Raw genomic sequence first — 24,542 nt, 5'->3', positions numbered from 1 at the left:
GTGAGCGGGGTATTTTGCACGATCGGTAAATGCCGCAGCGCATCCCCTTCATTCTCCAAGCCTGCGCACAAAGTCCCCGGCATTGTCCGGGGTTACGATAATTTTCTTATCATTTACAGTCCGGATCAGCACAGCACGGGTGCGACGGGTGGCATACCAGGTCATGCTGCCGAGTTTTGTATTTGCAAATTTTCCAAAATACCCGAAAAGTCCCCCGACCGCGAAAGTACGTATCGACCATTTTAATGCTTCATCGTCCAGCAGGTGTACTTCCCTGATCTGAGACCGTAGAATGACAGCATTTTTGAAAGGCCTGCGAATGGTCAGCCTGTCACTTTGGATCACATAGCCCGCAGGACGCAACCCATAGCAAACCAGGTATATCGACCACAGCAACACGCCCGAAACCACAGCAGTCCCCCACCCACCGTTCTGGTCCGTAAAAAGCGGGCTGAGTACGATGAAAAGAAAAAGGAGTGTCACGCCGGCCGTCACCCATTTGGCCATCTTATCCAGTGAGGCGCTGTAAACCGTGCTGTTTTCCTGGTGCATCATCATCGCTTTATTTTATAAAAATCATTAATTCAAAAGACTGCTGGCTGCCTTACTGGCTGATTACAGTTTTGCTTCGTCCACATCCAGTTCCACAACCGGGTTTAAGTACTGCGCCGGCAGCAATGCATTCCGCATCACCGTATGTACATGAAGGATGCGCAGCAATTTATACAAAGGCAATAATATAGCAATTCCTGCCCCGCTACCCAAACCGAGCAGCTGCTTGACATGCCCTGGAACCAGCCGCGCCTGTACCTGCATCAGCAACATGTACCGTACGGCGCCCAAATGTTTGCGGTATTGCTGATAAAGGTCTGCGGAAAAGTCGCTTTTAATCAGGTTCTCCTGTAAATGCTGTGCGCGCATTACTTCCCACGCACGGTAAGTTTCCGGCAACCCGGGAATCTGCATGCGTGCCCCTACCTGATAAAAAACGTTGAACACTTCGGTCTTTTCAGCTTCACGCAATGGTCTTTCCAACAAAGTGTAGGAACGTATTGAATAGTCGATCAGCATAAAAAGAACATCCCGGTAGGCGCTCGCCGGAATAGTCTCCCCACGCTGGTCCTCCACGGAGCGGTGGATTCCCGTAATCTGGTCGATTGCACGCAGGGCAGCTTCATGTTCTGAAAAAACAATGCTGCGGGCATAAGTTACGGTCGAGAATAATCGCCCGAGAGGATCTGCCGGCAGCCGCCCGGTATAATAGAACCAGTCTACCGACCTGTTCAATGCAAACTCAGCCGATGCGCCGGCAAAGATGAACAGGATCGTATCTGCCTTGCCCCAGATTTTACGGACAATGGAGGTATGGGAGACGAAGGGGGGCATGTTGGTGAGTTAGTGAGTTAGTGAATGTGTGAGTTGGTGAGTTGGTTTGCCGGTTAGTAAATAGTGGGTGATGTGCCTTGTTGTAAAACATTAAGTTACATGACAATAGCCTTATTTTGCTTTTCCAGTTTCACATAAACAACGTTCAAAATTACGCCACATGAAAAAGAGCTTTCTACTTTCTTTTGCCGCCTGCCTGTTTTTTACCGCCGGATTTTTTGCCTGCACCGATCATGAAATACCTACCACCGACCCGGTACAGTTTGCAGTAACTACCCAGGACACTACGCTTCGCGCGCCCATCGGGCTGGCTGCGGATGACAGGGGTAACCTCTGGATTGCCGAAATCGGGACCGGCAACAATGATGGCGCGGTTGTCATGATTACTCCGTCAGGACAAAAGAAAACCGTTATTTCCGGCTTCAACTCCACCGCCGGGCCGGAGTCCAATGAAGGGCTCAGCCACTTGCTGTATGATAACGGAAAGCTCTACATTGTGCATGGCATCGACGGGAAAATTTTTGTCGCCAACGTTGCCGGTTACCAGTTCAGTGATCCGCAAATTGCACTTTCGTCCCTGGAAGTTCGTGAGTACGGCCAGCAGATCAGGGATTTGAACCTGACCGACCCCGTGAACTCCAACCTTTTTGCGCTTACACCCGGTCCTGACGGGCACATATACCTGACTGACGCAGGTGCAAATGCAATTTTCAGACGCGATAAAACAACGGGTGATCTTTCCCTTTTTGCGAAGCTGCCCAAGCTGGGAGCCAACGTGGATGCCGTGCCGACGGGCATTGTATATGATGGCAACAAATTTCTGGTGAGCACATTATCGGGCGCACCTTTTATTTCCGGCAATGCCAAAATTTTCGCTATAACATCGGACGGAACGGTTTCAGTGTATAAAGAAGGTTTCACTACCCTGACACACATCGCGCTTTCACCAGGCGGAAAACCATTGGTCACCAAATTTGCAGACTTTGCGATCCCCGACGGATTCAAGCCTTTTTCAGGGGGCGTACTTGATGAAAATGGTACCGTGCTGGCAGGCGGCCTGATGATGCCGACCGACATCAAGCGCACCGGCGACCGCCAGTACCATGTAATCAGTTATGCTTTGGGACACCTCTACAAGCTGACCTATTAAGCAGGAGTAACGCAGTCAAAAAAGGCACCGGTTTCAAAGCCGGTGCCTTTTTTGTTTTGGTTAAAATATTTTCCTTTCCACAAGTTCTCGCTGGGACCGGAATTTACCGGGATCAACCTCCACAATGTTTCAGGCTTGTATACTGACCATCCAGCTTACGCCGAAACGGTCTGTCAGCATGCCGAAAGTATCGCCCCAGAATTGTTTTTCAAGCGGAGCGGAGACGTCGCCGCCTGCGGACAATTTTTTGAAATACGCTGTCAGTTTTTCTGCGTCGTCACCTTCCAGGGAAAGACTGAAAGCATCGATCTTCTTGCCGTCTTCGCGGTAGGGACTGTCGCTCGCCTGCAAAATAAATGGGCCGTCCAGTTTGGAGTACATGATCTTGGATTTCATTTCCTGCGTATTGGCTTTTGGGTCGCTGTGCGCGTCCTCCGGGCCTTCACCGTATTCGGTCAGCGTAAGTTCGCCTCCGAACACATCTTTGTAAAACTCCATTGCGTCCCTGCAGTTTCCCCCGAAAAACAGGTAAGGTACCAGTTTGATTGTCGCCATCTTGTTTGATTATTGTTGATTGAAAATACTATCCCAGGCGGAGCAGGTCCTGCATATCCTGCCAATGGTAGACCTTGATCTTCACCACCGGCTTACGCGCAGCAGCTACCATGGCGCGTGCCACATCCCTGCCTTCAATGCCTTTATAAACTTTCAGCTTTTTACTGAACAACAATGGATTAACAATGGAAAAAGTATTGATCAGGAGTTTTTCGAGTGTCCGTTTCTCCATCCGGCTGCCCATCAGCATGGAAGGCCGGAAAATATGCGTCTGCTCCATCCCTAGCGCAATGATATCGCGTTCCGTTTCTCCCTTGGTACGGATGTAGAATGTAGAAGAACCGGCATTTGCCCCTACACTGGTGACGATAAAAACCGCCCTGGCACCGCGCTCTTTGGCGATTTTGGCTGCCAGTACGGGATAGTCGTGATCCACCTCGTAATATTTGCGCTGATCAGGAGTGTTTTTCCGGGTGGTACCCAGGGCAATAAACACCTCGTCGGCCATAATCTGGTCTTTGAGCGCGGGCAGCGTATCATAGTCAGCGATCAGCGTTTTGAGCTTGGGGTGAGAGATTGGCAGCGCGTGCCGCACCACCGCCGTAACTTGTGCATAGTCGGGGCTCGACAGCAGTTCACCCAGCAAAAAAGATCCTATAAAGCCGCTGGCACCGAATACAATTGCATTTTTCATCATTTCTTCAACTGAGTTTTAGGTTTGCTGGTACAATTGTTTACCTCGCAAAGCAGTTCGTTTTTTCACTCTGTTAAAACTACGCTGCCGGGGAAGTTAGCAAAATATATCTTTTTCATTAAACCGGAAAAGTATACGAAACTACCGCTGGGGCGCTCACTCAAAATCAATGGAAGAACTATGCAGCGGATCAAATTTGCGATTTCCCTGATGAAGGAAAGCTTTTCGGAGTTTTCGGAGGACAATGCACTGAAACTCAGTGCAGCCTTATCTTATTACACCATCTTTTCGCTTGCGCCGATGTTGCTCCTGATCATCTCGCTGGCGAGTATTTTCCTGGGTAAAGAGGCATTTCAGGGCGAACTGATGGGGCAGATCGGCGGGCTTGTGGGCAAGCAGGCAGCCGAGCAGGTGCAGGAACTGGTCAAAAATGCAGCTGTCACCAACAAGTCTACGCTGGCAGCCATTATCGGAGGTGTTACCCTTGTTATTGGTGCCACCGGGGTTTTTGCCGAAATCCAGGACTCCATCAACTATATCTGGGCAATCAAGTCAAAACCGCACAAAGGCTGGCTGGCTTACCTGAAAAACAGGCTGCTTTCCTTTTCGCTGATCATCACGCTGGGCTTTTTGCTGATCGTATCCCTCGGTGTGAATGCCATGGTGGATCTGCTGAGTACCAGGCTGGAAAGGTACTTTTCAGACCTGTCCGTCATCCTGTTTTCAGCATTGAATGCTTCACTGGTACTGATCATTATCACCGCCCTTTTTACCGTGATCTTTAAGATCCTGCCCGACGGGCATGTGCGCTGGAAAGAATGCTTCGTGGGCGCTATTTTTACCTCCGTGCTTTTTGCGATCGGCAAGTTTGCCATCAGCTTTTACCTGGGCAAGTCCGACCTCGGCGCGTCCTATGGTGCCTCGGCTTCGATCGTCATCCTGCTTACCTGGATTTACTATTCGTCCATTATTCTCTATTTCGGTGCGGAGTTTACCAAGGTTTACGCGCGCTCCAATGGTCACAGCATCACGCCCAATGAGCATGCCGTAACCGTAATCCGTAAGGAAAAAGAGGCGGATGAAGCCGCACCAATTCCCGAACCTGCTGCTCCAAAGCTGGCTGCAATAACCAGCGCACCCGGCAAGCTGATGGATACGGTCAACCAGTTTGTCGACGAAAAGCTCGCGAAGGTACGGGAAGAAGGTGAGGCACTGGTTGCCCGACTTGCCTCTCCCGCGGCCTACTACGCGATTGTAGCCCTGCTCGGACTGGTGACTTTCATTACCCTGATTATCGTGATCGGCATTTTATCAACGTTGGACTCAACAGCAACTACCTCGGATACCTGATTATGCTGGCAGTGTGCGTGCTCGCTATACCCGCGCTGATCTTCCTGGGTAAACCGATCCGTAATTTTATCCGCAATACATTATTCCGTCTCGGACAGAAGCATAGTGCGGATTAAGTAGTGCCAGGCAGGAATGATAATTGTTTTAAAGGTTTTTTGTTAACTAATCATAAACATATGAAAGCCTTAGTTTTTCACGGAAAAAAAAATGTGAGCGTTGACAATGTAGAGGATCCGCGCATTGAAAATCCAAGGGATACCATCCTGAAAGTGACTTCCACTGCCATCTGCGGTTCCGATCTGCACATTTACAACGGACTCTTTCCCCAGCCCAAAGACCTGATCCTCGGACACGAGTTCATGGGCGTGGTAGAGGAAGTGGGAGCCGGTGTCAACAATCTTAAAAGAGGTGACCGGGTGGTAATACCATTTCCGATCGCCTGCGGACACTGCCACTTCTGCAGCATGGATCTGCATACGCATTGTGAAAATTCAAACCCTGAATTTTACGGACCTGAAGGCGGCCTGCTCAAAGGAAAAGGCGGCGCACTATTTGGCTATACAGATCTTTATGGCGGATACAGCGGCGGCCAGGCTGAATATGTACGGGTACCCTACTCCGACATTGGACCGCGCGTGGTTCCCGATAACCTTACCGATGACCAGGCTTTATTCCTGACCGATATTTTCCCGACCGGCTGGGCAGCGATTGACTGGGCACAGCTCAAAGGCGGCGAAGTGGTGGTGGTATTTGGCTGCGGACCGGTGGGCATCATGGCCATGAAGGCAGCCTGGATCCGCGGTGCAAGCCGGGTAATTGGCGTGGACATCCTGCCCTACCGGCTCGAAATGGCTAAAAAAGCAGCTCACGTAGAAACCATTGATGCATCCCGCACCAATGCCGTGGACGAAATCCGCCAGATGACCGGAGGCTACGGAGCCGATGTATGTGTGGATGCAGTAGGCATGGAAGCCGACCGCAACTTTGTAGAAAAAGCATTGAACGTAGTGCGCGCACAGGTAGGAACCATGAAAACACTGGGTTATTGCCTGGATGCAGTCCGCAGGGGCGGTGTGGTGACCGTGGTAGGCGTATATGGTACTCCGTTTGATAATTTCCCGCTGCACCAGTGGTTTGACAAGGGTATTCAGATGAAGGGCGGACAAGCAACCGTCCATAAGTACATTGATCACCTGATTGCATTGGTACAGGAAGGAAAGGTAGTGCTGGATGACATCATCACCCACAAAGTGCCGCTTACCGACGCATCAAGAATGTACGAAATCTTTAACAATAAGGAAGACGATTGCGTGAAGGTTGTATTGAAACCTTAATAGAAAGATGTCCGGAAGGTACTTCCGGACATCTTCATCTTCCTGCCGAAATAAATTAATTCCACACTACAACTTCAAGGCGGGCGAAGGCTTATATCCGGGTTCCGCAGGAAGTAATCTTGCCTGAGCACAATGAACAGCTTCTCAAAGACCGTCAGCGAAGAAGACAGAATGGAGGGCATGACTGCTGCACTCACTGCTGCCGGCATAGGCATCTGGGAATTGAACCCGGACAGCAAGGAGTTTCATTTATCCCCAATCGCCCAGCAGCTGCTGGGTGCAACTGAGGACATTATTCCCTATCCGCATATCTTTGACTTTGCCGACAGCCGCGACCGGGCCCGCTTACTAAAATGCTTCCGGGAAGTAATGGAAGGTATACCCGGTAAAGAAGTAGAAATTGATTTCCGGCATTGTGTGGCGAGTGAAGGTACGCCGCGGTGGCTGCATTGCAGGGGACAGGCTGTTTTTGACCCTGCAAAGCCCTCTCCCAAGCTGCATGGCATTTTACAGGATGTTTCCAAACACCTCAACCGTTTTCAGGAGCATGAAAAGAAGGGCTCCTTCAACATTTCGGCTGAGGAAGCTTCGCATTTATCTGCAAAAGAACAACTTGCCCGCGCCAAAGGTCTTGAACAGCGGCTGCAATATCTGATCGAGGAAGCTCCCGTCGCTACTGCCATGTACATGGGAAGGTCATTGAAGATTGAGTTTGCCAATGACGTAATGATCAGCTACTGGGGAAAGGACAGAACTGTTATTGGAGAAACATTAAGAGATGCTGTCCCCGAGCTGGACGAACAATCATCCCTGGACCTGCTCGACCAGGTTTTTGTGACCGGCAAAACCATTGAATTGCAGGCAGCGCCGGTAGTGCTGCATCAGAATGGCAGATCCGGCACTTACTATTTCGACTTCATTTATAAACCCATGTTCGATCACGAAGGTAACGTGTTCGGCATATTTCATATGGCGGTGGATGTTACCCATGAGGTGCAGGCACTGAAAGCTTCCCGCGCCAGTGAAGCCAATCTGGCGGCGGTACTGGCTGCATTCCCGACTGCCATCGGGCTACTCCGCGGCCGTGACCTGATCATTGAAATGCCCAATCAGGCTTTTATCGAAATTGTAGGCAAAGGTCCGGACATAGCAGGCAAGCCGCTGCGGCAGATCGTACAGGACCCCGGCCGGCAGCACCTGGTGGATGTACTGGATGATATTTTTATTACCGGAAAAATAAACCGCTCTTATGCCAATCCCGTCACACTGCACAAGGACGACGGGGAACACCACCGGTACTTTGACTTTACCAATACACCTTTGCACGATGCCGACGGCCGGATCAGTGCGGTGCTGGCGATCGGGATAGACGTAACCGAGCAAGTGCTTGCGCGCCAGAAAATCGAAGAAGCTGAAAGTACCCTGCGCGGTGCAGTGGACCTTGCCGAGCTGGGTACCTGGCAGCTCGATCTGGAAACACAGAAGCTGAGCTTTTCCCGGCGCCTGGGACAGTGGTTTGATTTCGAACCCGGCTTTACGGCCACTTTCGCGGATATATACGAAAAAGTGCAGGAGCCTGACCGCACCAAGCTGCGGCAGGTTGTGGAGGAATGTCTGACTGCAAATAGCGAGCGGGTGTTCAAGGTTGAGTTTACATTGGACCAGGATAAAACCGGCTTGCGCAAAACCTTGACAGCACAGGGAAGGACCTACTTTGACAATGACCGGCACGCCTACAAGCTGGGCGGTACCATGCAGGATGTTACCGAGCACCGCGCTTTGCTCAGCACCCTCGAACGGCTGGTACAGCAGCGGACCGAGGAGCTTGCCGCTACCAATGAAAAGCTGGTGAATATTAACCAGGAACTGGAAGACAATGTGGCGCAGATTGAAGGAATTAATGAGGAGCTGGTACAAACCAACAAGCGCCTCGTCAACTCCAACAACAGTCTGCAGCAGTTTTCCTATGTTGCCTCGCATGACCTGCAGGAGCCACTGCGTAAGATTCAGACTTTTGGTACGCTGCTGGCCGGAAAGATCGGGACGGACATTGGTCAGGAAGCGGCAAGCTACCTGAGCAGAATGCAGCAGGCCGCCAGCCGCATGTCTGCCTTGATAGAAGACCTGCTGTCATTTTCCCGGGTTTCCAACCAGGAGATCAAACGTGACCTGGTTTCACTCAAAACCGTGATGAAATGGGTACTCTCTGACCTCGAACTATCCATTGAAGAAACCGGAGCAACCATAGAGATCGGGAAACTGCCCATTATTACGGGCGACCAGTCGCAGCTGATGCAGCTTTTCAACAACCTGATCAGCAATGCACTTAAATTTCACAAACCCGGCATCCCGCCTGTGATCCGCATTGATGCCCGGATACTGACAGCCCTGCCGCCGAAAGTAGTGGCCCGCAGGAGTGTGGCACGGTACCACCAGATCGACGTAGTTGATAATGGTATCGGCTTTGATCCGATGTATAAAGACCGGATCTTCCAGGTTTTTCAGCGGCTGCATGGCAAGAGCGAGTTTCCCGGTACGGGCATCGGGCTGGCCATTTGCGAGAAGGTAGCATTCAATCATGGCGGGGCTATCACAGCCACCAGCGAGCCGGATGCGGGTTCGGTATTCAGCATATACCTGCCTATCGAGTGAACCTGCCTGCTCCTTCGGCACCACTTTCCGGAAAGCAGTCCCATGGCAAAAAAAACGCGGAGCTGCCCAGGCAAGGCAGTCCGCGAGATCTTTTGAAGGAACAAAAAAGAAATACTATCCCTGATGCTGGGCCGGAAAGTTGATCATCCAGCCTACACCATATTTATCCTGAAAACTGCCGAAGTAATCTCCCCAGAAAGCATCCTCCATGGGCATCTCAATATTTCCGCCTTGTGAAAGGCCGTTAAAAAATGCATCGGCCTGTTCACGGCTGTCTGCAAAAACCGATATATAGGAAAAGTTACCGACCGTAAGCTTATGTCCCGCCGAAGGAAGGATGTCCGAGGCCATAAGCACGTCGTTTGTACCAAAAGGCAGGGAAATATGCATAACCCGGTTGCGCTCACTTTCGGGCAGCCGCTCCGCACCCGGCATATCGCTCATCCGCTGTACCATCATAAATTCACCTCCGAATACGGATTTGTAAAAGTTGAAAGCTTCTTCTGCCTGTCCGTCAAAGTTCAGGTAAGTATTGATCTTGGGCATGGTTGAAAGGATTTTGGCTGATTATTGTGAATGCTTGTGAATCCAAAAGTAAGCGCCCGGCCCGGCATGCTGCATCCCATAAAGAGACATCCGCAGGGGGGTGTCGGGACAAAATGACTTCCCCGGTACCAGCGCGTGTAACGCAGGCAGCCGGTAGCATTTACTGACTGATTGCACGGCTCTGCTGATCATTGCAGTTGTCCGTCAAACTGTGCATACGATCACCTCGTTCAAGTAGTAAATTGAGCTGCACGCGCCCTTCTTTGTAAGGATTTTCAACCATAAAACAGACCAGGCCCATGCAGCTTAAAAAAGAAGATATCAAGCAGGAGATATTCGACCTTTATGATGATTATGCCCACAACAGGCTTGAAAGGCGCGACTTTATGCAAAAACTGTCTGCCTATGCGGTTGGCGGAATCACGGTAACCTCCCTGATGAGCTTCCTGATGCCTGATTACCATGGAGCCATTCAGGTAAAAGCAAATGATCCCAGGCTGCAATCGGAGTACGTAAACTATCCTTCGCCCAAAGGTGGCGGCACGATCAAGGCATTGCTGTCCAGGCCTGCCAATGCGAAAGGCAAACTCGGCGGGATTGTGGTAGTGCATGAAAACAGGGGGCTGAACCCGTACATCGAGGACGTTGCCCGGCGCGCGGCAGTGGCCGGTTTTATTTCCATCGCCCCGGATGCATTAACCCCCCTGGGCGGCTACCCGGGCAACGACGACGAAGGCCGCACCCTGCAATCCAAACGCAATCGGGACGAGATGCTGGAAGACTTCATTGCGGCATTTGAGTACCTCAAAAACCACAAGGATTGTAATGGAAAAGTAGGTGTGGTAGGCTTCTGCTTTGGTGGCTGGATCGCCAATATGATGGCGGTGCGCATTCCCGGCCTTGCAGCGGCCGTGCCTTTTTACGGAGGTCAGCCGGCAGCCCAGGATGTTGCCGCGATCAAAGCTCCGCTGCTGATCCACTATGCCGCGCTCGATACCCGCGTGAACGAGGGATGGCCTGCCTACGAGGCTGCATTGAAGGCCGACAAAAAGGAATATACAGCCTACATGTACCCCGACGCAAACCACGGCTTTCACAACGACACTACGCCGCGCTACGACAAAGCCGCCGCCGAACTTGCCTGGAAACGTACGGTCGAGTTCTTTGCCGACAAGCTGAAGTAGCGGGCAGCGACGATGGGAAATGACGGGAGCAGGTTCCCGTTTATTTCCCATTTTTTCTTTCAGGTATTACAAATAGGGCTTCAATCAAGCCTGGACGCGGGTAACGAGTAGATATGACAGTACCTGCCCTTCCCGATCCAGACCCGGAGGTGCTGTCCAAGCTGCTCAGCTGACCGGACTTTTATTACCACAAACCTGAACCTGATATGAAGAAACTGCTGCTGTTCGCATGCCTGCTCCCGGCATGTTCCTTTGCCCAGAAAAACACGCTTCAAACCAGCTTCCTGACTCCACCCGATGCTGCCAAGCCCCGCGTGTGGTGGCACTGGATGAATGGAAATATCACCAAAGAAGGTATTACCAAAGACCTGGAATGGATGAAAAGGGTTGGCATTGGCGGTTTTCAAAACTTCGATGCCAGTTTGTTTACACCCAATGTCACACCCCGGAAGCTCGTGTTTATGACGCCCGAATGGAAGGATGCATTCAGGCATACTACGGAGCTGGCTACCCGGCTCGGACTGGAAATGGCCATTGCCGGGTCACCGGGGTGGAGTGTCACAGGCGGACCATGGGTACCGGCTAGTGATGCGATGAAAAAGTACGTCTGGACAGAGACCCAGGTGACAGGCGGCAAGGCATTTACGGGAAAACTCCCCTCTCCTCAGCCCACCACCAGCAAGTTCCAGAATGTACCGCTCCCTCCCTCAGACGGGCTCACCGGTCCTGTGGGCGAGCTGCCTACCTACTATGCCGATGCTGCGGTTATCGCTTACAAGCTTCCTGAATCTGAAAAGACGCTGGATATGCTGGCTCCAAAGGTTACTTCCAGCGGCGGCACGTTCAACCTGGCACAGCTGACAGACGGTGACCTTGGAAAAACCACCTTACTACCTCCCATGGAAATAGGACAGGATATGTGGATCCAGTACGAATTTGCATCGCCCCAAACTTTCAAGGCACTGACGATCGTGGGGGCAAGTAGTGGCGGCGCACTGGCGGAATTTACGGGAGCACCCAATAACCGCGCCCTGAAAGTGAGCGATGATGGTATTCATTTCAAAGACGTCGCGCAGATCAAAGGCAGTACGGTGCCTCAGAACACTGTGAGCTTTGCACCGGTGACGGGCAAGTATTTCAGGGTGACGTTCAAAACCCTGCCGCCTCCCGCAAATCCCTTCGGGGCGATGTTCGGGGCGAGTGCACAGCCTGCCGGGCCGGAGGGTGTGGAAGTCGCCGAGATCAACCTGTTTAATACAGACCGCATCGATCAGTTTGAAGAAAAGGCAGGTTTCAGCCCCTGGAAGGAAGGCACACCGTATTTCAAGTCGGGAGACACCGATGCGGTCCAGTTGGCGAACGTGCTGGACCTTACTTCCAAAATGGCCGCCGACGGTACATTGGACTGGACACCGCCTGCCGGAACATGGACTGTGCTGCGCCTCGGCTATTCCATAACAGGCCGTAAAAACCACCCGGCATCTCCAGAGGCTACGGGTCTGGAAGTGGACAAGCTCGATAAAACAGCCGTGAGGAAGTACATGGATACGTATCTCGACATGTATAAAGATGCCACCGGCGGGCAAATGGGCACAAAGGGACTGCAGTACATGGTGCTCGACAGCTACGAGGCCGGACATATGACCTGGACCAAGGCTATGCCGGAGGAGTTCCGGAAACGTCGCGGCTATGATCTCCTGCCGTGGATTCCCGTGCTGACGGGCCGCATTGTAAAAAGTCCCGCGGCCAGCGAACAATTTTTATGGGATTTCAGAAAAACGATCGGGGAAATGATCGTTGAGAACCACTACGAGGAAATCGGCAATGCACTCAAAGCCCGGGGCATGAAGCGCTACACCGAATCGCACGAAAATGGCCGCATTTACCTGGCCGACGGCATGGATGTTAAGCGCAGGGCCGACATCCCGATGGGCGCCATGTGGACACCCGGAAGCCTGGCCGGCGGTAATGATGAGGAGGTCCGGAGTGAGGCGGATATCCGGGAGTCGGCGTCGGTGGCGCACATTTACGGACAAAATCTGGTGGCAGCCGAATCGATGACCTCCGTGGGGAACGGATTCAGCTGGTACCCTGAGAAGCTCAAACGTACGGCTGATCTGGAAATGGCTTCCGGGCTCAACCGCTTTGTGATCCATACCTCCGTTCACCAGCCGCTGGACGACAAAAAACCCGGCTTCTCGCTGGGACCCTTCGGTCAGTACTTTACACGGCAGGAAACCTGGGCGGAGCCGGGTAAAGCCTGGATGGAATACCTGGGGCGCAGTTGCTATCTTTTGCAGCAGGGAAAGCCGGTCGTGGATGTGCTTTATTATTATGGTGAAAACAACAACATTACCCAGGCATTTGCCCAGCACTTGCCGCCTGTGCCGGAGGGATATGCATTCGACTTTGCCAATGCGACGGTTATCAAAGAAGCATTGAGCGTCAAAAATGGATTGATTACCACGCCGGGCGGACAACAATACCGGCTGCTGGTACTCGACTCTACGGCCAGCACCATGACCCTGCCCGTACTTAAAAAGCTGGGTGAACTCGTCCATGCAGGTATGAAGGTTGCAGGAACCAAACCGGAGCGCTCGCCCAGCCTGAGTGATGACGCAGCAGCATTCAAAAAGCTTGCTGACCAGATCTGGGCCAGTCCCCAGGTTTCAACAGGAGCACCCGAGACGGTACTGGCAGCTCTGAAAATCCGGCAAGATGTTGCTGTTACCGGTGCAAAAGCCAGGATCATGTACGTGCACCGACAGATGCCCGAAGCGGACATCTACTGGCTCGACAACCGCAGCGGCGATCCCAATGAAGCCGAAATCAGTTTCAGGGTTACCGGCAAAACACCGATGCTGTGGAATCCGGAGACGGGCACCATGCAGGGTGTTTCCTACCGCATGCAGAATGGCAGGACCAGCATTCCAGTGAAGTTCGATGCATGGCAGGCCTATTTTATTGTTTTTGATAAAAAAACAGCAACTACTGCGCATACCGAGCCCGTGGTAACTGAAAAGGAGCTGACTACCGTAGCCGGCAACTGGACAATCCGCTTTCCCGATAGCCTGGGTGCTCCGGCGCAGACAGTGCTGCCGGTACTGGCTCCCCTGTCAGAAAATAAGGAGGCCGGGATCAGGTATTTTTCAGGAACTGCGACTTACGAAAACACCATGAATGTGCCAGCAGTGGATAAAAATGTGCAGTACTGGCTTGATCTCGGCGATGTCAAAAACCTTGCTGAAGTGATTGTCAATGGCAAAAATGTCGGCATAACGTGGAAAAAACCTTACCGCATCAACATCACCGGAGCATTGAAAGCGGGCAGCAATGCATTACAGGTAAAAGTAACCAACACCTGGGTCAACCGCCTGATCGGAGATGCACAGCCCGGCGTCGTAGATAAGATCACATTTACAACTTTGCCTTTCTACCAGCCCGGTTCTCCCCTTTTACCATCAGGGTTACTGGGGCCCGTGCGCGTACTGGCCGCAACCCGGTCGCCCGCACCGGCCAGGTGATGAAAGTGAAGGCGAGCCTGGTGCCGGTGGAGCATACCGCAGCGGTTTTTCCATTGGCACCAATATTTTAGCAAGTGACGTTCTTAAACCAGGACGGACATGATCAGGAAAATTATAATCTGTATACTCGTTTTTTCGGCGCTCGGCGAAGCCCAGGCGCAGGTGACGCTCGACCTCGAAGGCGGCATTGTACCCAGCACCAACTATAACAAAGTCAGGATCCCGAACAATGGCGGCACACTTGTAAACCTGCCCGACGAGCTTGACCTGAACGCAAAGCTTTTTTACCGCGCCAGGCTGAGCTACCGCTTTTCGGGCCGCCACCAGGTATCGGCTCTTTATGCGCCGCTCACAGTTACTTACAAAGGCAACTTCGGCAATCCGGTTCTCTTTAATGGAATTACTTTCGGGACCGGACAGCCGGTAAAAGTTAATTACAAGTTCAACTCATACCGGCTTACCTACCGTTATGACGTTATCTCGACACGGAAGTGGGAACTGGGCGTAGGACTTACCGCAAAAATCAGGGATGCAGATATACGTTTCAGGAACGAAAGCAGTGATACGCACTTTGACAATATCGGGTTTGTGCCGCTCGTCAACTTCAAAGCTGCCTATAAAGCTGCACGCTGGACCTTCCTGATCGAAGGCGACGCGCTGGCTTCCAAGCAAGGCCGGGCTGAGGACATTTTTGCGGGGGCATCCTACCTGTTTACACCCAAATTCGGCATTAAAGCAGGCTACCGCGTGCTGGAAGGCGGTGCGGACTCCGATGAAGTTTATAACTTCAACTGGATCAACTATGCTTCTGTGGGCGTACTGCTGACATTATAAGGTGCGCTGAACCAGTTTATTTGTGCATACCGTGAAAGTAAATCTGGGTACGGGTTTCGAATCCCATGGCTTCATACAAGCTGATTGCCCGGAAATTATCTGCCCGTACGTGCAAAAAAGGTGTTTCTCCGGCAGCCTGTATGCGTTGTACCTGCCGCAGGACCAGCTCACGCGCCAGCCCGCGTCCCAGGAAATCAGGATGGGTACATACGGCGCTGATCTCGGCAAATCCGGTGGGATTCATACGCTGACCGGCCATGGCAACCAGTTGGTCTCTTTCAAAAATACCTTCATAATACCCGAACCGGATCGTCCCCGGCAGGAACGGACCCGGATTGGTAAGCCCGGTCAGTGCCAGCATTTGAGGAATATGCACGTCAGTAAGCGCCACAGCCCGGCTCGTGCCGGTTGCTGCCTCCTTACCACGGTAAATCATCTGGTGACCCGGTATCTGCATGGCATTTTTCCAATGGTCAGGTACTGCAAGCTTCTGATCCGACACCAGGATAATCAGGTTTTTAAAGGGTAATGTGGTATAAAGATGCGAAAGGCATTCGGCAGTAGGATCTGCCAATGCTGCAAAAGGGGAAACGGAAGGGTCAAAGTAGGCACACTGTGCATCCTGGTAGCCCATGTGCCGGTTGCCCGAACCCAGTGCATGCCAGGCCGGATTGTCGAGTGGATGGTTCATTCCTTATTAAGTACAAAGATGATGGTTAACGCGTGTGCTCCACAGGCAGGTAAATCTCGAATGCTGCACCAACATCGCGCTCGCCTTTGGCGATGATTACGCCTGAATGGTTTTCTACTACTTTTTTACAGATCGACAAGCCGATCCCATTCCCGGCAAAGGCTTTCCGGTTATTGAGTGTTTGAAAAATGGTAAAAATGCGCTCGGCAAATTCCTGGTCAAACCCGATACCCTGGTCCCTGAAAATAATACGGATATAGGGTGCAGACAATTTGAGAAAGCCAAGTGCTCCGCATTCTTCGGCCGAAAGCTGATCACACGTAATCTCGATATGAGACCTGCCCCGTGCAAACTTCAATGCATTGCCCATCAGATTGTAAAAAAGCTGGTTCATCTGCAAAGGAACTGCATCAATGACGGGAAGCACCGCTGCCTTAATTTCCGCCTGCGTATCGCTGATCATGAATTCAAAATCTTCCTGTACACTCAACAGGATATCGTTCAGGTCGGTCTTTTCGTAAACCAAATCGGTACTACCGATTCTTGCAAAATCAAGCAGATCCTTGATCAGGTGCGACATGCGCTCGGATGAAGCGATGATCCGCCGGATAAAATCCTGCGATACCCGGTCCTGATCCGACAGCTGGTCCCTGACCATACCCGAAAAAACCTGGATTTTGCGGAGGGGCTCCTGTAAGTCGTGGCTGGTCACGTGCGCAAACTGTTCCAGCTCGCGGTTGGTTTTGGTGATTTGCTCATTGATATTTTCCAGCTCAGCGGTACGCAGCGCCACCCGCTGTTCCAATACCTCTTCCAGCGTTTTCTGATCGTGAATATCCGTACTCGCCCCGATCCAGTTTTCGACCATCCCCGATGCACTGCGCTGCGCCACTCCCCTGCTCAGGTGCCAGCGATACTGGCCATCGTGCCGCAAAAAGCGATGTTCGTAAACAAAATCCTCCCCCGAAATGAAGGCATTCTGCCAGGCAAGCTCGTTCCCGGGACGATCTTCCGGGTGCATGAGCAGGATCAGGCCCTGCGCCTGCAGCAAATCCGGTGACAGGCCCGAAAAGGTGTAGGTAAATTCGTTATAAAAATGTTCACCGCCGATGGCATCAATGCGCCACACCAGCTGGGGTATGGAGTTGGCCAGCAACCTGAACCGCTGCTCGCTTTCGCGCACCAGGTCCAGGGCAGTAATAAGCTCGGTCACATCATTGGCTACCAGCATCACAGCGGTGATCAGGCCCGTAATATCGTGCACGGGCTCTACCACTACGTTCGTGTAAATCCTGGTCGGACCACCCTCGCGGGCTACCGGCAGCGGATATTCCCTGAGTATTTTCCGTTCGCCGCTTTCAAAAACATCGCGGGCGATCGCACCAAACGATTCGCTCCCCGCATCACTGAACACCTCTGCAAATGGCCGGCCTACTACTTCGTCCGCATACTTGTTCCAGTAGCTCAGCAGCATGGCATTGGCTACTTCAATCACCAGCTGGTTTCCTTTAAAAATACCGATTGCAACCGGGGCGCGCTGAAAAATCTCGCGGAGCTCCGTCTCGGCCTTACGTGCCACCTGGTTGATCTTGATCACTGAACTTACCTTGGTCAGCAGCTCTTTGGCAGAAAATGGCTTTACCAGGTAATCGTCCGCTCCCCATTGCAGGCCTTCAATCCGCGACTCTTCCCCTGCCCTGGCAGACAGGATGATGACGGGGATGCGCGGGCCGGACATTTGACGGAGGGTCCCCAGGAGCTGACGACCGTCCATGACCGGCATCATCACATCGCTGATCACCAGGTCGGGCACTTTGCCGGTGATCTTGCCGAGTGCATCCTGACCATTGGAAGCAAAATCGACGGTGAAGTAAGGCGATAACAGCTTGCCCAGGTATCCGCGCATGTCTGCATTATCATCTACAACAAGAACTGAAATAGTCTTTTGTACTTCAATAAGGGCTTCATTCTCCGATGTCGCTGATACTTCTACCACTTCTGGCTCTGCGGTTTCGGGATGGTCGAGCAGGCTCATGGCTTCGCGGATAAAAGTTTCCTGCTGCGATGATGCGGCTGATCTCGTACTCCCGCTGATAATCTGGTCTGCCGGCAGGTGCGCCCTCCCGAGCGGGATTGAAACCGTGAAGGTACTTCCGCTGCCAAACCGGCTTGCGACGGCGATCGACCCGAAATGCAGACCGACCAGCTCCGACACCAGCGAGAGGCCAATGCCCGTACCTTCGTGGGTACGGCCAGGCGTATTTTCTATCCGGTGAAAACGTTCAAACATATGCGGCAGCTCCTCCTCCGGAATACCTACCCCCGTATCGGTCACTTCCAGGATCGCATGGGTATCATCCTGCCCGATGCGGACGGTGATGCTACCCTGAAGGGTATATTTAAATGCATTTGAAAGCAGGTTCAGCACGATCTTTTCCCACATATCTACATCTGCATACACCTCGGACGTAACCTCGCGCACTTCAATAATCAGCTGCATTCCTGCACTTTCCACGACCGAGCGGAAATTGGATGCCAGATCCGCCGTAAGTGCACCCAGTTCCACAAGCTGGTAAGAAGCCTTTACCCTCCCCGCCTCCATCCTGCTGAAATCGAGCAGGTTATTGACAAGTTTCAGCAGCCGGCCGGCATTGCGGTAAATGGAGTCAAGATTGTTGTTGATCAGTTGCAACCTGGCATGGGGCTCGTCGCGCATTTGCTGCAGGGGTCCGAGGATCAGCGTGAGGGGCGTACGGAATTCATGACTTACATTGCTGAAAAAAGTCGTCTTGGCCTTATCGATTTCAGCGAGCTGCTGCGCACGTTTTTGCTGTTGCTGGTAAGCATCTACATTGGAAAAAGCAGCCGATATGGTATTTGCAAATAAAGCAAAAAAGTTCTGGTACTCCTGGTCGAGCGCCCGGCCCGAGCTGACACCGGCAACCAGGAAACCATAATGCTCCTTACCACCGCAAATGCTGATCGGGAAAATCAGTGCGGTATGCGGAGCCTCTTCAAATGGGCCGCAGGCAAAGCTGCCGTAGCGCCCGGAAAGACCGCTTACTTCCACAGGCAGGTTGTCGGGCACATCCAGCGACAACGGCCAGCTCTCAGCAATCGGCTGGCTGAGATCGACGGTAGGGAAATTCAGGTTCTCACCTGCAATACCTGCGGAAACTTTGAGGCTGGCCACCTGGCTGGCCGGATCAAGCTCATATACCTGCACAAAAGGCACATCATAGCAGAAGCGGTCATGGACGCCCGCCAGCAAAGTACTGATCCCGTCAAAGGTCTTTGCATTGGACGTATGCACGGCAAGGTCGCGGACTACCTGTGTGCGCCTGGCACTGAGGATCTGCTCGGTTGTTTCGGTGATCGGGTGGAAAATCCCGCCCACGTTGCCCGACTCGTCGCGGATCGGTGAAAAAGAAAAAGTCATAAAGGCCTCCTCCATGTAACCGTTCCGGTCGAGAAGCATCTGCTGATCTTTGATATAAGTACCCTCACCGGCGAGGCCCCGGTCAAAGGCTGCTCCTACTACCGGCAGGGCTGTTTCCCAGCATATCTTGAAGTTCTGCCCCATAGACTCGGGGTGTTTGGCACCGCAGATCGGCCGGTAAGCATCATTGTAAATCTGTATCAGTTCGGGTCCCCAGGCGATGAGGATCGGGAAGGTAGATGAAAGGCAAAGACTTACGCTTGTCCGTAAACTTTGCGGCCATTGGTGCACAGGGCCCAGTGCCGTTTTTGACCAGTCCATCGAACGTATGAGGGCACCCATTTGCCCGCCGCCCGACAGGAACTGCTCGTCGTTTTCAACTTCGGCCATTATGCATTAATTAGTGGAATTTTCAGGAAGCTAATGCCAGTGGTTGAATTAACCAACGATCCGCGCAAAAAGCAGCAGATGTACCTTCCGCGCTACAAATTTAGAAACTAAGTGCTTTTACAACAGACTTTCCGGCGCTGGAATGGTTTTATTAAGGCAGCGTGCCTACCATTTATTTCAACCAACTTCCAAAGTTATGATTTTAAAAATGGACAGGCTGCCGATCGAGCTGCCAACACCCAGCAATCCATCCCCAAATGACGCCGCTGCTATCCAGGAGCTGCTTGGCGGTAAGTTCGGAGAGATGTCGACGCTGATGAACTACACTTTTCAGTCGTTCAATTTCAGGGGACGCAAGCGTTTACGGCCATTTTATGACCTTACTGCCAGTATTGCGGGTGAAGAGTACAGCCACATTGAGGTGGTATCGTATGCCATCAACCTGCTGCTGACGGGTACTACCAAACGGGGGTTTGATCCGGAACCTGCTCCATTGAAAGACAGCATCGATGCACGCCTCTCGCGCCATTTCATTTCCAGCGGACAGGCTTCGCTCCCAATGGATTCCATGGGAGACTGGTGGACGGGCCAGAATGTGTTCAGCAGCGGCAATCTCAGACTTGACCTTCTTCATAACTTTTTTCTTGAATGCGGTGCGCGTGCCAACAAAATGCGGGTGTACGAAATGGTTACAGATCCGACGGCGCGTGAAATGGTAGGTTTTCTGCTGGTAAGGGGTGGTTTGCACGTAGTGGCTTATGCCAGGGCACTGGAAATACTTACAGGCGTGGCGGTAACCAAGCTTGTACCCGTACCTGACCTGAGCAACAAGGCATTTCCCGAAACCCGGAAATATGAAGAAAATGGCCTTCACCGGAAGCTTTATACATTCAGCAAGGACGATTACCAGAAAGCAGGACTTGTATTCAATGGCCCCCACCCGGAAGATGGTCTTCCACTGGAAGTGGTATTTGGCTCACCCGAAGGCTATCCTATGCCCGACCTGGACGAAGAGCCCCAACTGAACTCACCCGGAGAAGTGGGTATAGATCCGGAAATGTTCGCCGACATTGCGAAAAAACTGGGCATTAAGATATAGTTTCCGTAGCAAAAGTTACATAGTCCTGCCGTCCGTACCTGCTCCCGGGAGCAATGTTTCGGCGGCAGGATTTATTTTACAAAAAATTCATAATCAATGCACAACTGCAAAGTCCGGCCATAAAAAAAGCCCCTGCCGGAGCAAAGGCTTTTCACTGAATTTTCTGTAACGCATTAAAATTCCGGCGAGGCAAAGCTGTCCCCGTTGTTTGGATTTTTCGGCTTCATTTCATCATTGTCGATGATATCGTTGAGCATGGCATCGCGCTCGGCCACGGTCCTGTTCAGCGGTACCTGGTCACCTTCCAGTCCCTGCTGGCGCAGTCGGTAGCTTTCGTGCACCGGCCGGTCGATAATACGACTGCGGAGCGGCAGGCTTCCGGTGCCTGCGGGCGTAGCTTGGGTACCGAGGCCATATGCAGCACCCGGTGGGTCCAGGATCGGATTACCCTCCACCTGGCCTGGGGCAAGGTTGGCGAGGCTCTTGGTAACGTCCACTGCGCCGTGATTATCCAGTACCTGCGCAGCCAGTTCTGCTTCCTCGGCGCTGGTCGCATGTACGGTTACGATCGTTCCGCGCTTGCCGGCTTCTGCATAGCGGGTCACTTCATCATCGTCGCCATCAAAAAGCGTTCTAAAAAAATGGCCAATCTTGTCCAGTATGTCTTCATCCTCGTCATGTACGGCGGTCTTTGCAGGCTCGGACTTGTAGGATGCTATCTTGATATCCACATTGCCGTCAGCAAATCCATTGGAGAGCAGGTAGTTCTGCGCATCCTGTGCGTCGCTCTCATATTCGAAAATCCCTATGACCGTTTTTCCCATGACATTTTCATTTAAAGGTTTTGGTTTGTTGATCTTGCGCATGGTTTGAAAATATCCATGCCAGCAGGCAGCAGTCGTACCGATCGCTTTCCCAGCAGCAGAAGGCTGCTTTAATTCCGTACAGCAAACCGGCTCTGCCGACCCGACCAAAGTGTTTGAATGCACAACTTCACACTTTCTTGATCCGCAGCACCCTCAACTTAACATTCCCGTAAAAGACGCACATGTAGTTTTGCAGCTATCCCCAAACCGATCGGCAGGGAATACCAGGCTGTGGTACGGGTAAGTTTCAGGATGCGGGGATTTTTTCAAAGGTATTAATACGGGTACAAGCCTTTATTTACAATGGATTCAAGAAGAGATTTTCTTAAAAAGGCAGCGCTGCTGACGGGTACCGGTGCCCTGTCGGACATGCTGCCGCCGGTGATTCAGAAAGCACTGGCCATCAACCCTGAGCCGGGAAGCACTTTTTACGATGCCGAGCATGTCGTTTTTCTGATGCTCGAAAATCGCTCGTTTGATCATCAGCTGGGTACCCTGAGGGGCGTGAGGGGCTATAATGATCCGCGAGCCATTGATCTTCCTGACAAAAAGAAGGTATGGTTCCAGTCCAATGAGGCCGGTGAAACCTATGCGCCTTTTCACCTGGATGTAAAAGACACGAAGGTTGCCTGGATGGGCTCCGTGCCGCACGGCTGGTCTGACCAGACGGATGCCATGAACCAGGGAAAATACGACCGGTGGCTGGACGTTAAAAAGCCCGGCAGGAAAGAGTACGCGCACATTCCGCTGACGATGGGATATTGCAACCGCGATGATTTCCCATTTTACTATTCGCTGGCGGACGCCTTTACGGTGTGTGATCATAATTTTTGTTCAAGCATCACCGGCACGCACCCAAACCGGTATTACTGGATGTCGGGGACCGTACGGGAGCAAAATCAGCCCGACGCCCTCGCCCACCTCTGGAACAACAGCAACTACGTGTATCCCGAGCTCGACTGGAAAACCTACCCCGAGCGGCTTGAAGAAAATGGTATCGCCTGGAAAATTTACCAGAATGAAATTACCATGGGTTATGGCCTGCAAAGTGAGGAAAGCAGCTGGCTGAGCAACTTCGGCACCAATGTGCTGGAATATTTCAAAGCGTACCACGTACGCTTTCACGAGGGTGGAATCGCCAACCTGCAAGCAAAGAAAGAAGCAGCGCTGGCCCTGATCGCTGATCTTGAAAAACAACCCGCAGAAGAGGCTGTAAACAAAAAGCTTGCTGCAGCCCGCAAGCTGCTCACGCACATCGAGACTGCTCAGGCGAAGTTTAACCAGGACTCTTTCAATGCGCTTTCGCAAAAGCACAAGAATTTAAATACCAACGCATTTACCACCAATATCAACGATCCGGATTTCCATACACTTACGGCCATGCAATACGACGACCATAGCACGGAGCGTATGCTGAACGTTCCCAAAGGCGATGTGTTCCATCAGTTCCGGGAAGATGTGGAGCAGGGAAAATTGCCCGCAGTATCCTGGCTGATGCCGCCTGCACGCTTCTCAGACCACCCCGGCGAGCCCTGGTTCGGGCCTTGGTATGTGAGTGAGGTAATGGAAATTCTGCTCAAAAATCCGGAGGTCTGGAAAAAAACCATTTTCATCCTGACCTATGACGAAAATGACGGCTACTTTGACCACGTTCCTCCTTTTACGGTACCTAATCCGTATCAGGAAAACTCGGGCAAAGTGTCTGCAGGCATTGATCCCAAAATGGATTTTGCCACCCGGAGCCAGCAAACCAACCCGTCCATGAATGAAAGCAGGCTCCGTGAAGGCCCGATCGGGCTGGGCTATCGGGTACCGATGATCATTGCATCACCCTGGACGCGCGGAGGGTTTGTCAATTCCGAAGTGTTTGACCACACATCCTCGCTGCAATTCCTCGAAAATTTCATTGAGAAGAAGTTTAATAAAAAAGTCAGGGAAGAAAATATTACCCAGTGGCGCCGTACGATCTGCGGAGACCTTACGTCCGTTTTCCGTCCATACCATGGTGAAAAAATTGAGGAGCCTGCATTTCTTAACAAAACTGATTTCATAGAAGGCATTCACCAGGCGCAGTTCAGGCAGGCCCCCGACAATTTCAGGCCGCTGACGGCTGGGGAAGTACTTGAAATCAGTAAAGATCCGCGCCGGTCGCCGGTATTTCCGAAACAGGAAGCAGGCGTGCGCCCGGCCTGTGCCCTGCCCTACGAGCTTTATTCCAACCTCCATTTCGATAAGGCGGCAAATCGCGTAAAGCTTTCGTTTAAAGCCGGCAATGCAGTTTTCGGACGACGGTCGGGCGGGTCACCGTTCAGGGTCTATGCGCTCATTCCGTACCGGCAGGAAACTTTACGATCGTGGAACTACACGGTTGCTGCGGGAGACGAGCTGCATGATGATTGGGAGATCAATGATTTTGAGAATAAGGCGTATCACCTGCGTGTTTACGGGCCCAATGGTTTTTACCGCGAGTTTACGGGCGACCTGACCAACCCTTTGCTCCGCATCAGCTGCTCCTATGAAGGCAGGCGTACCGGGCTCACCGGCAATGTTGTTGTGGGCATAGAGAATCTCGACTTACGGTCTCACGAAGTTATTATTGCCGACAACAGCTATCATTCGGGGGTGCAGAACAAAAAAATTGCTGCGGGCGGAAAAGTCAGTATTGTGCTGGATCTGGCAAAGAATTTTAACTGGTACGATTTCAGCGTGAAGGTAGCGGATAGGCCAGCGTTTGAAGAGCGTTTTGCCGGTCACGTTGAGACAGGTGCGGTTACCAAATCGGATCCGCTGATGGGCGGCCTGGTATAAACAGTCCGGCTTTGCTCGCCTGAGCGGACCTGAGATTTGT

General features: G+C 52.1%; 17 protein-coding genes. 9 read left to right on the top strand and 8 right to left on the bottom strand.

What is annotated here, in order from left to right; genetic code table 11:
* Positions 1-48: 48 nt before the first annotated feature.
* Together HWI92_RS02430 and HWI92_RS02425 are read right to left on the bottom strand one after the other, a co-directional pair.
* Positions 49-558: a PH domain-containing protein gene (locus tag HWI92_RS02430; protein WP_204660617.1), complete on the bottom strand. Its 510-nt coding sequence runs from the start codon at positions 556-558 to the stop codon at positions 49-51.
* Between the two features lie 57 nt (positions 559-615).
* The gene (locus HWI92_RS02425) at positions 616-1,386 is read right to left on the bottom strand and encodes an oxygenase MpaB family protein (RefSeq protein WP_204660616.1); all 771 of its coding nucleotides are present in this window, start codon (positions 1,384-1,386) and stop codon (positions 616-618) included.
* Between the two features lie 160 nt (positions 1,387-1,546).
* On the opposite strand from HWI92_RS02425, the gene HWI92_RS02420 reads away from it, so the two are divergent.
* Positions 1,547-2,536 carry a ScyD/ScyE family protein gene (locus tag HWI92_RS02420; RefSeq protein ID WP_204660615.1) on the top strand — a complete coding sequence of 330 codons (990 nt, stop codon included), beginning with the start codon at positions 1,547-1,549 and terminating at the stop codon, positions 2,534-2,536.
* A gap of 129 nt (positions 2,537-2,665) precedes the next feature.
* On the opposite strand, the gene HWI92_RS02415 is transcribed toward HWI92_RS02420, so the two are convergent.
* Together HWI92_RS02415 and HWI92_RS02410 are read right to left on the bottom strand one after the other, a co-directional pair.
* Complete coding sequence (locus HWI92_RS02415; RefSeq protein WP_204660614.1) at positions 2,666-3,091, bottom strand: VOC family protein; 426 nt, start codon at positions 3,089-3,091, stop codon at positions 2,666-2,668.
* Between the two features lie 28 nt (positions 3,092-3,119).
* Complete coding sequence (locus HWI92_RS02410) at positions 3,120-3,788, bottom strand: NAD-dependent epimerase/dehydratase family protein (RefSeq protein ID WP_204660613.1); 669 nt, start codon at positions 3,786-3,788, stop codon at positions 3,120-3,122.
* Positions 3,789-3,965: 177 nt separating this feature from the next.
* Here HWI92_RS02410 and HWI92_RS02405 point away from each other — a divergent pair, with 177 nt between their 5' ends.
* The 3 genes from HWI92_RS02405 (at position 3,966) to HWI92_RS02395 (ending at position 9,121) form a co-directional block, all read left to right on the top strand.
* The gene (locus HWI92_RS02405) at positions 3,966-5,135 is read left to right on the top strand and encodes a YihY/virulence factor BrkB family protein (RefSeq protein WP_204660612.1); all 1,170 of its coding nucleotides are present in this window, start codon (positions 3,966-3,968) and stop codon (positions 5,133-5,135) included.
* A gap of 176 nt (positions 5,136-5,311) precedes the next feature.
* The gene (locus HWI92_RS02400) at positions 5,312-6,469 is read left to right on the top strand and encodes an alcohol dehydrogenase catalytic domain-containing protein (protein ID WP_204660611.1); all 1,158 of its coding nucleotides are present in this window, start codon (positions 5,312-5,314) and stop codon (positions 6,467-6,469) included.
* Between the two features lie 132 nt (positions 6,470-6,601).
* The gene (locus HWI92_RS02395) at positions 6,602-9,121 is read left to right on the top strand and encodes an ATP-binding protein (RefSeq protein ID WP_204660610.1); all 2,520 of its coding nucleotides are present in this window, start codon (positions 6,602-6,604) and stop codon (positions 9,119-9,121) included.
* A 114-nt stretch (positions 9,122-9,235) separates the two neighbouring features.
* Here HWI92_RS02395 and HWI92_RS02390 read toward each other — a convergent pair whose 3' ends face one another.
* Entirely contained in the window at positions 9,236-9,667 is a 432-nt protein-coding gene (locus tag HWI92_RS02390; RefSeq protein WP_204660609.1) for a VOC family protein, read from the bottom strand.
* 299 nt (positions 9,668-9,966) lie between these two features.
* Here HWI92_RS02390 and HWI92_RS02385 point away from each other — a divergent pair, with 299 nt between their 5' ends.
* From HWI92_RS02385 to HWI92_RS02375, 3 genes are all read left to right on the top strand, one after another.
* The gene (locus HWI92_RS02385) at positions 9,967-10,851 is read left to right on the top strand and encodes a dienelactone hydrolase family protein (RefSeq protein WP_204660608.1); all 885 of its coding nucleotides are present in this window, start codon (positions 9,967-9,969) and stop codon (positions 10,849-10,851) included.
* Between the two features lie 206 nt (positions 10,852-11,057).
* Positions 11,058-14,375 carry a glycosyl hydrolase gene (locus HWI92_RS02380; RefSeq protein WP_204660607.1) on the top strand — a complete coding sequence of 1,106 codons (3,318 nt, stop codon included), beginning with the start codon at positions 11,058-11,060 and terminating at the stop codon, positions 14,373-14,375.
* A 99-nt stretch (positions 14,376-14,474) separates the two neighbouring features.
* Entirely contained in the window at positions 14,475-15,209 is a 735-nt protein-coding gene (locus HWI92_RS02375; RefSeq protein WP_204660606.1) for a porin family protein, read from the top strand.
* 16 nt (positions 15,210-15,225) lie between these two features.
* On the opposite strand, the gene HWI92_RS02370 is transcribed toward HWI92_RS02375, so the two are convergent.
* Together HWI92_RS02370 and HWI92_RS02365 are read right to left on the bottom strand one after the other, a co-directional pair.
* Positions 15,226-15,900 carry a GNAT family N-acetyltransferase gene (locus tag HWI92_RS02370; RefSeq protein WP_204660605.1) on the bottom strand — a complete coding sequence of 225 codons (675 nt, stop codon included), beginning with the start codon at positions 15,898-15,900 and terminating at the stop codon, positions 15,226-15,228.
* A 25-nt stretch (positions 15,901-15,925) separates the two neighbouring features.
* Entirely contained in the window at positions 15,926-19,729 is a 3,804-nt protein-coding gene (locus HWI92_RS02365) for an ATP-binding protein (RefSeq protein WP_204660604.1), read from the bottom strand.
* Positions 19,730-19,925: 196 nt separating this feature from the next.
* On the opposite strand from HWI92_RS02365, the gene HWI92_RS02360 reads away from it, so the two are divergent.
* Complete coding sequence (locus tag HWI92_RS02360; protein ID WP_204660603.1) at positions 19,926-20,828, top strand: manganese catalase family protein; 903 nt, start codon at positions 19,926-19,928, stop codon at positions 20,826-20,828.
* 173 nt (positions 20,829-21,001) lie between these two features.
* On the opposite strand, the gene HWI92_RS02355 is transcribed toward HWI92_RS02360, so the two are convergent.
* Positions 21,002-21,652 (bottom strand): hypothetical protein, encoded by a 651-nt coding sequence (locus HWI92_RS02355; protein ID WP_204660602.1) that lies wholly within the window; start codon positions 21,650-21,652, stop codon positions 21,002-21,004.
* A gap of 345 nt (positions 21,653-21,997) precedes the next feature.
* Between HWI92_RS02355 and HWI92_RS02350 the strand changes: the two genes are divergently transcribed.
* A complete protein-coding gene (locus HWI92_RS02350; RefSeq protein ID WP_204660601.1) occupies positions 21,998-24,502 on the top strand; it encodes a phosphocholine-specific phospholipase C in 2,505 nt (834 codons plus the stop codon).
* Positions 24,503-24,542: the final 40 nt, after the last annotated feature.

The organism is Dyadobacter sandarakinus, assembly GCF_016894445.1.
In the GTDB taxonomy this organism is placed as follows: Bacteria; Bacteroidota; Bacteroidia; order Cytophagales; family Spirosomataceae; genus Dyadobacter; species Dyadobacter sandarakinus.
Note: the sequence above shows the minus strand (reverse complement) of the source record. Positions and strands in the feature narration are given on the sequence as shown.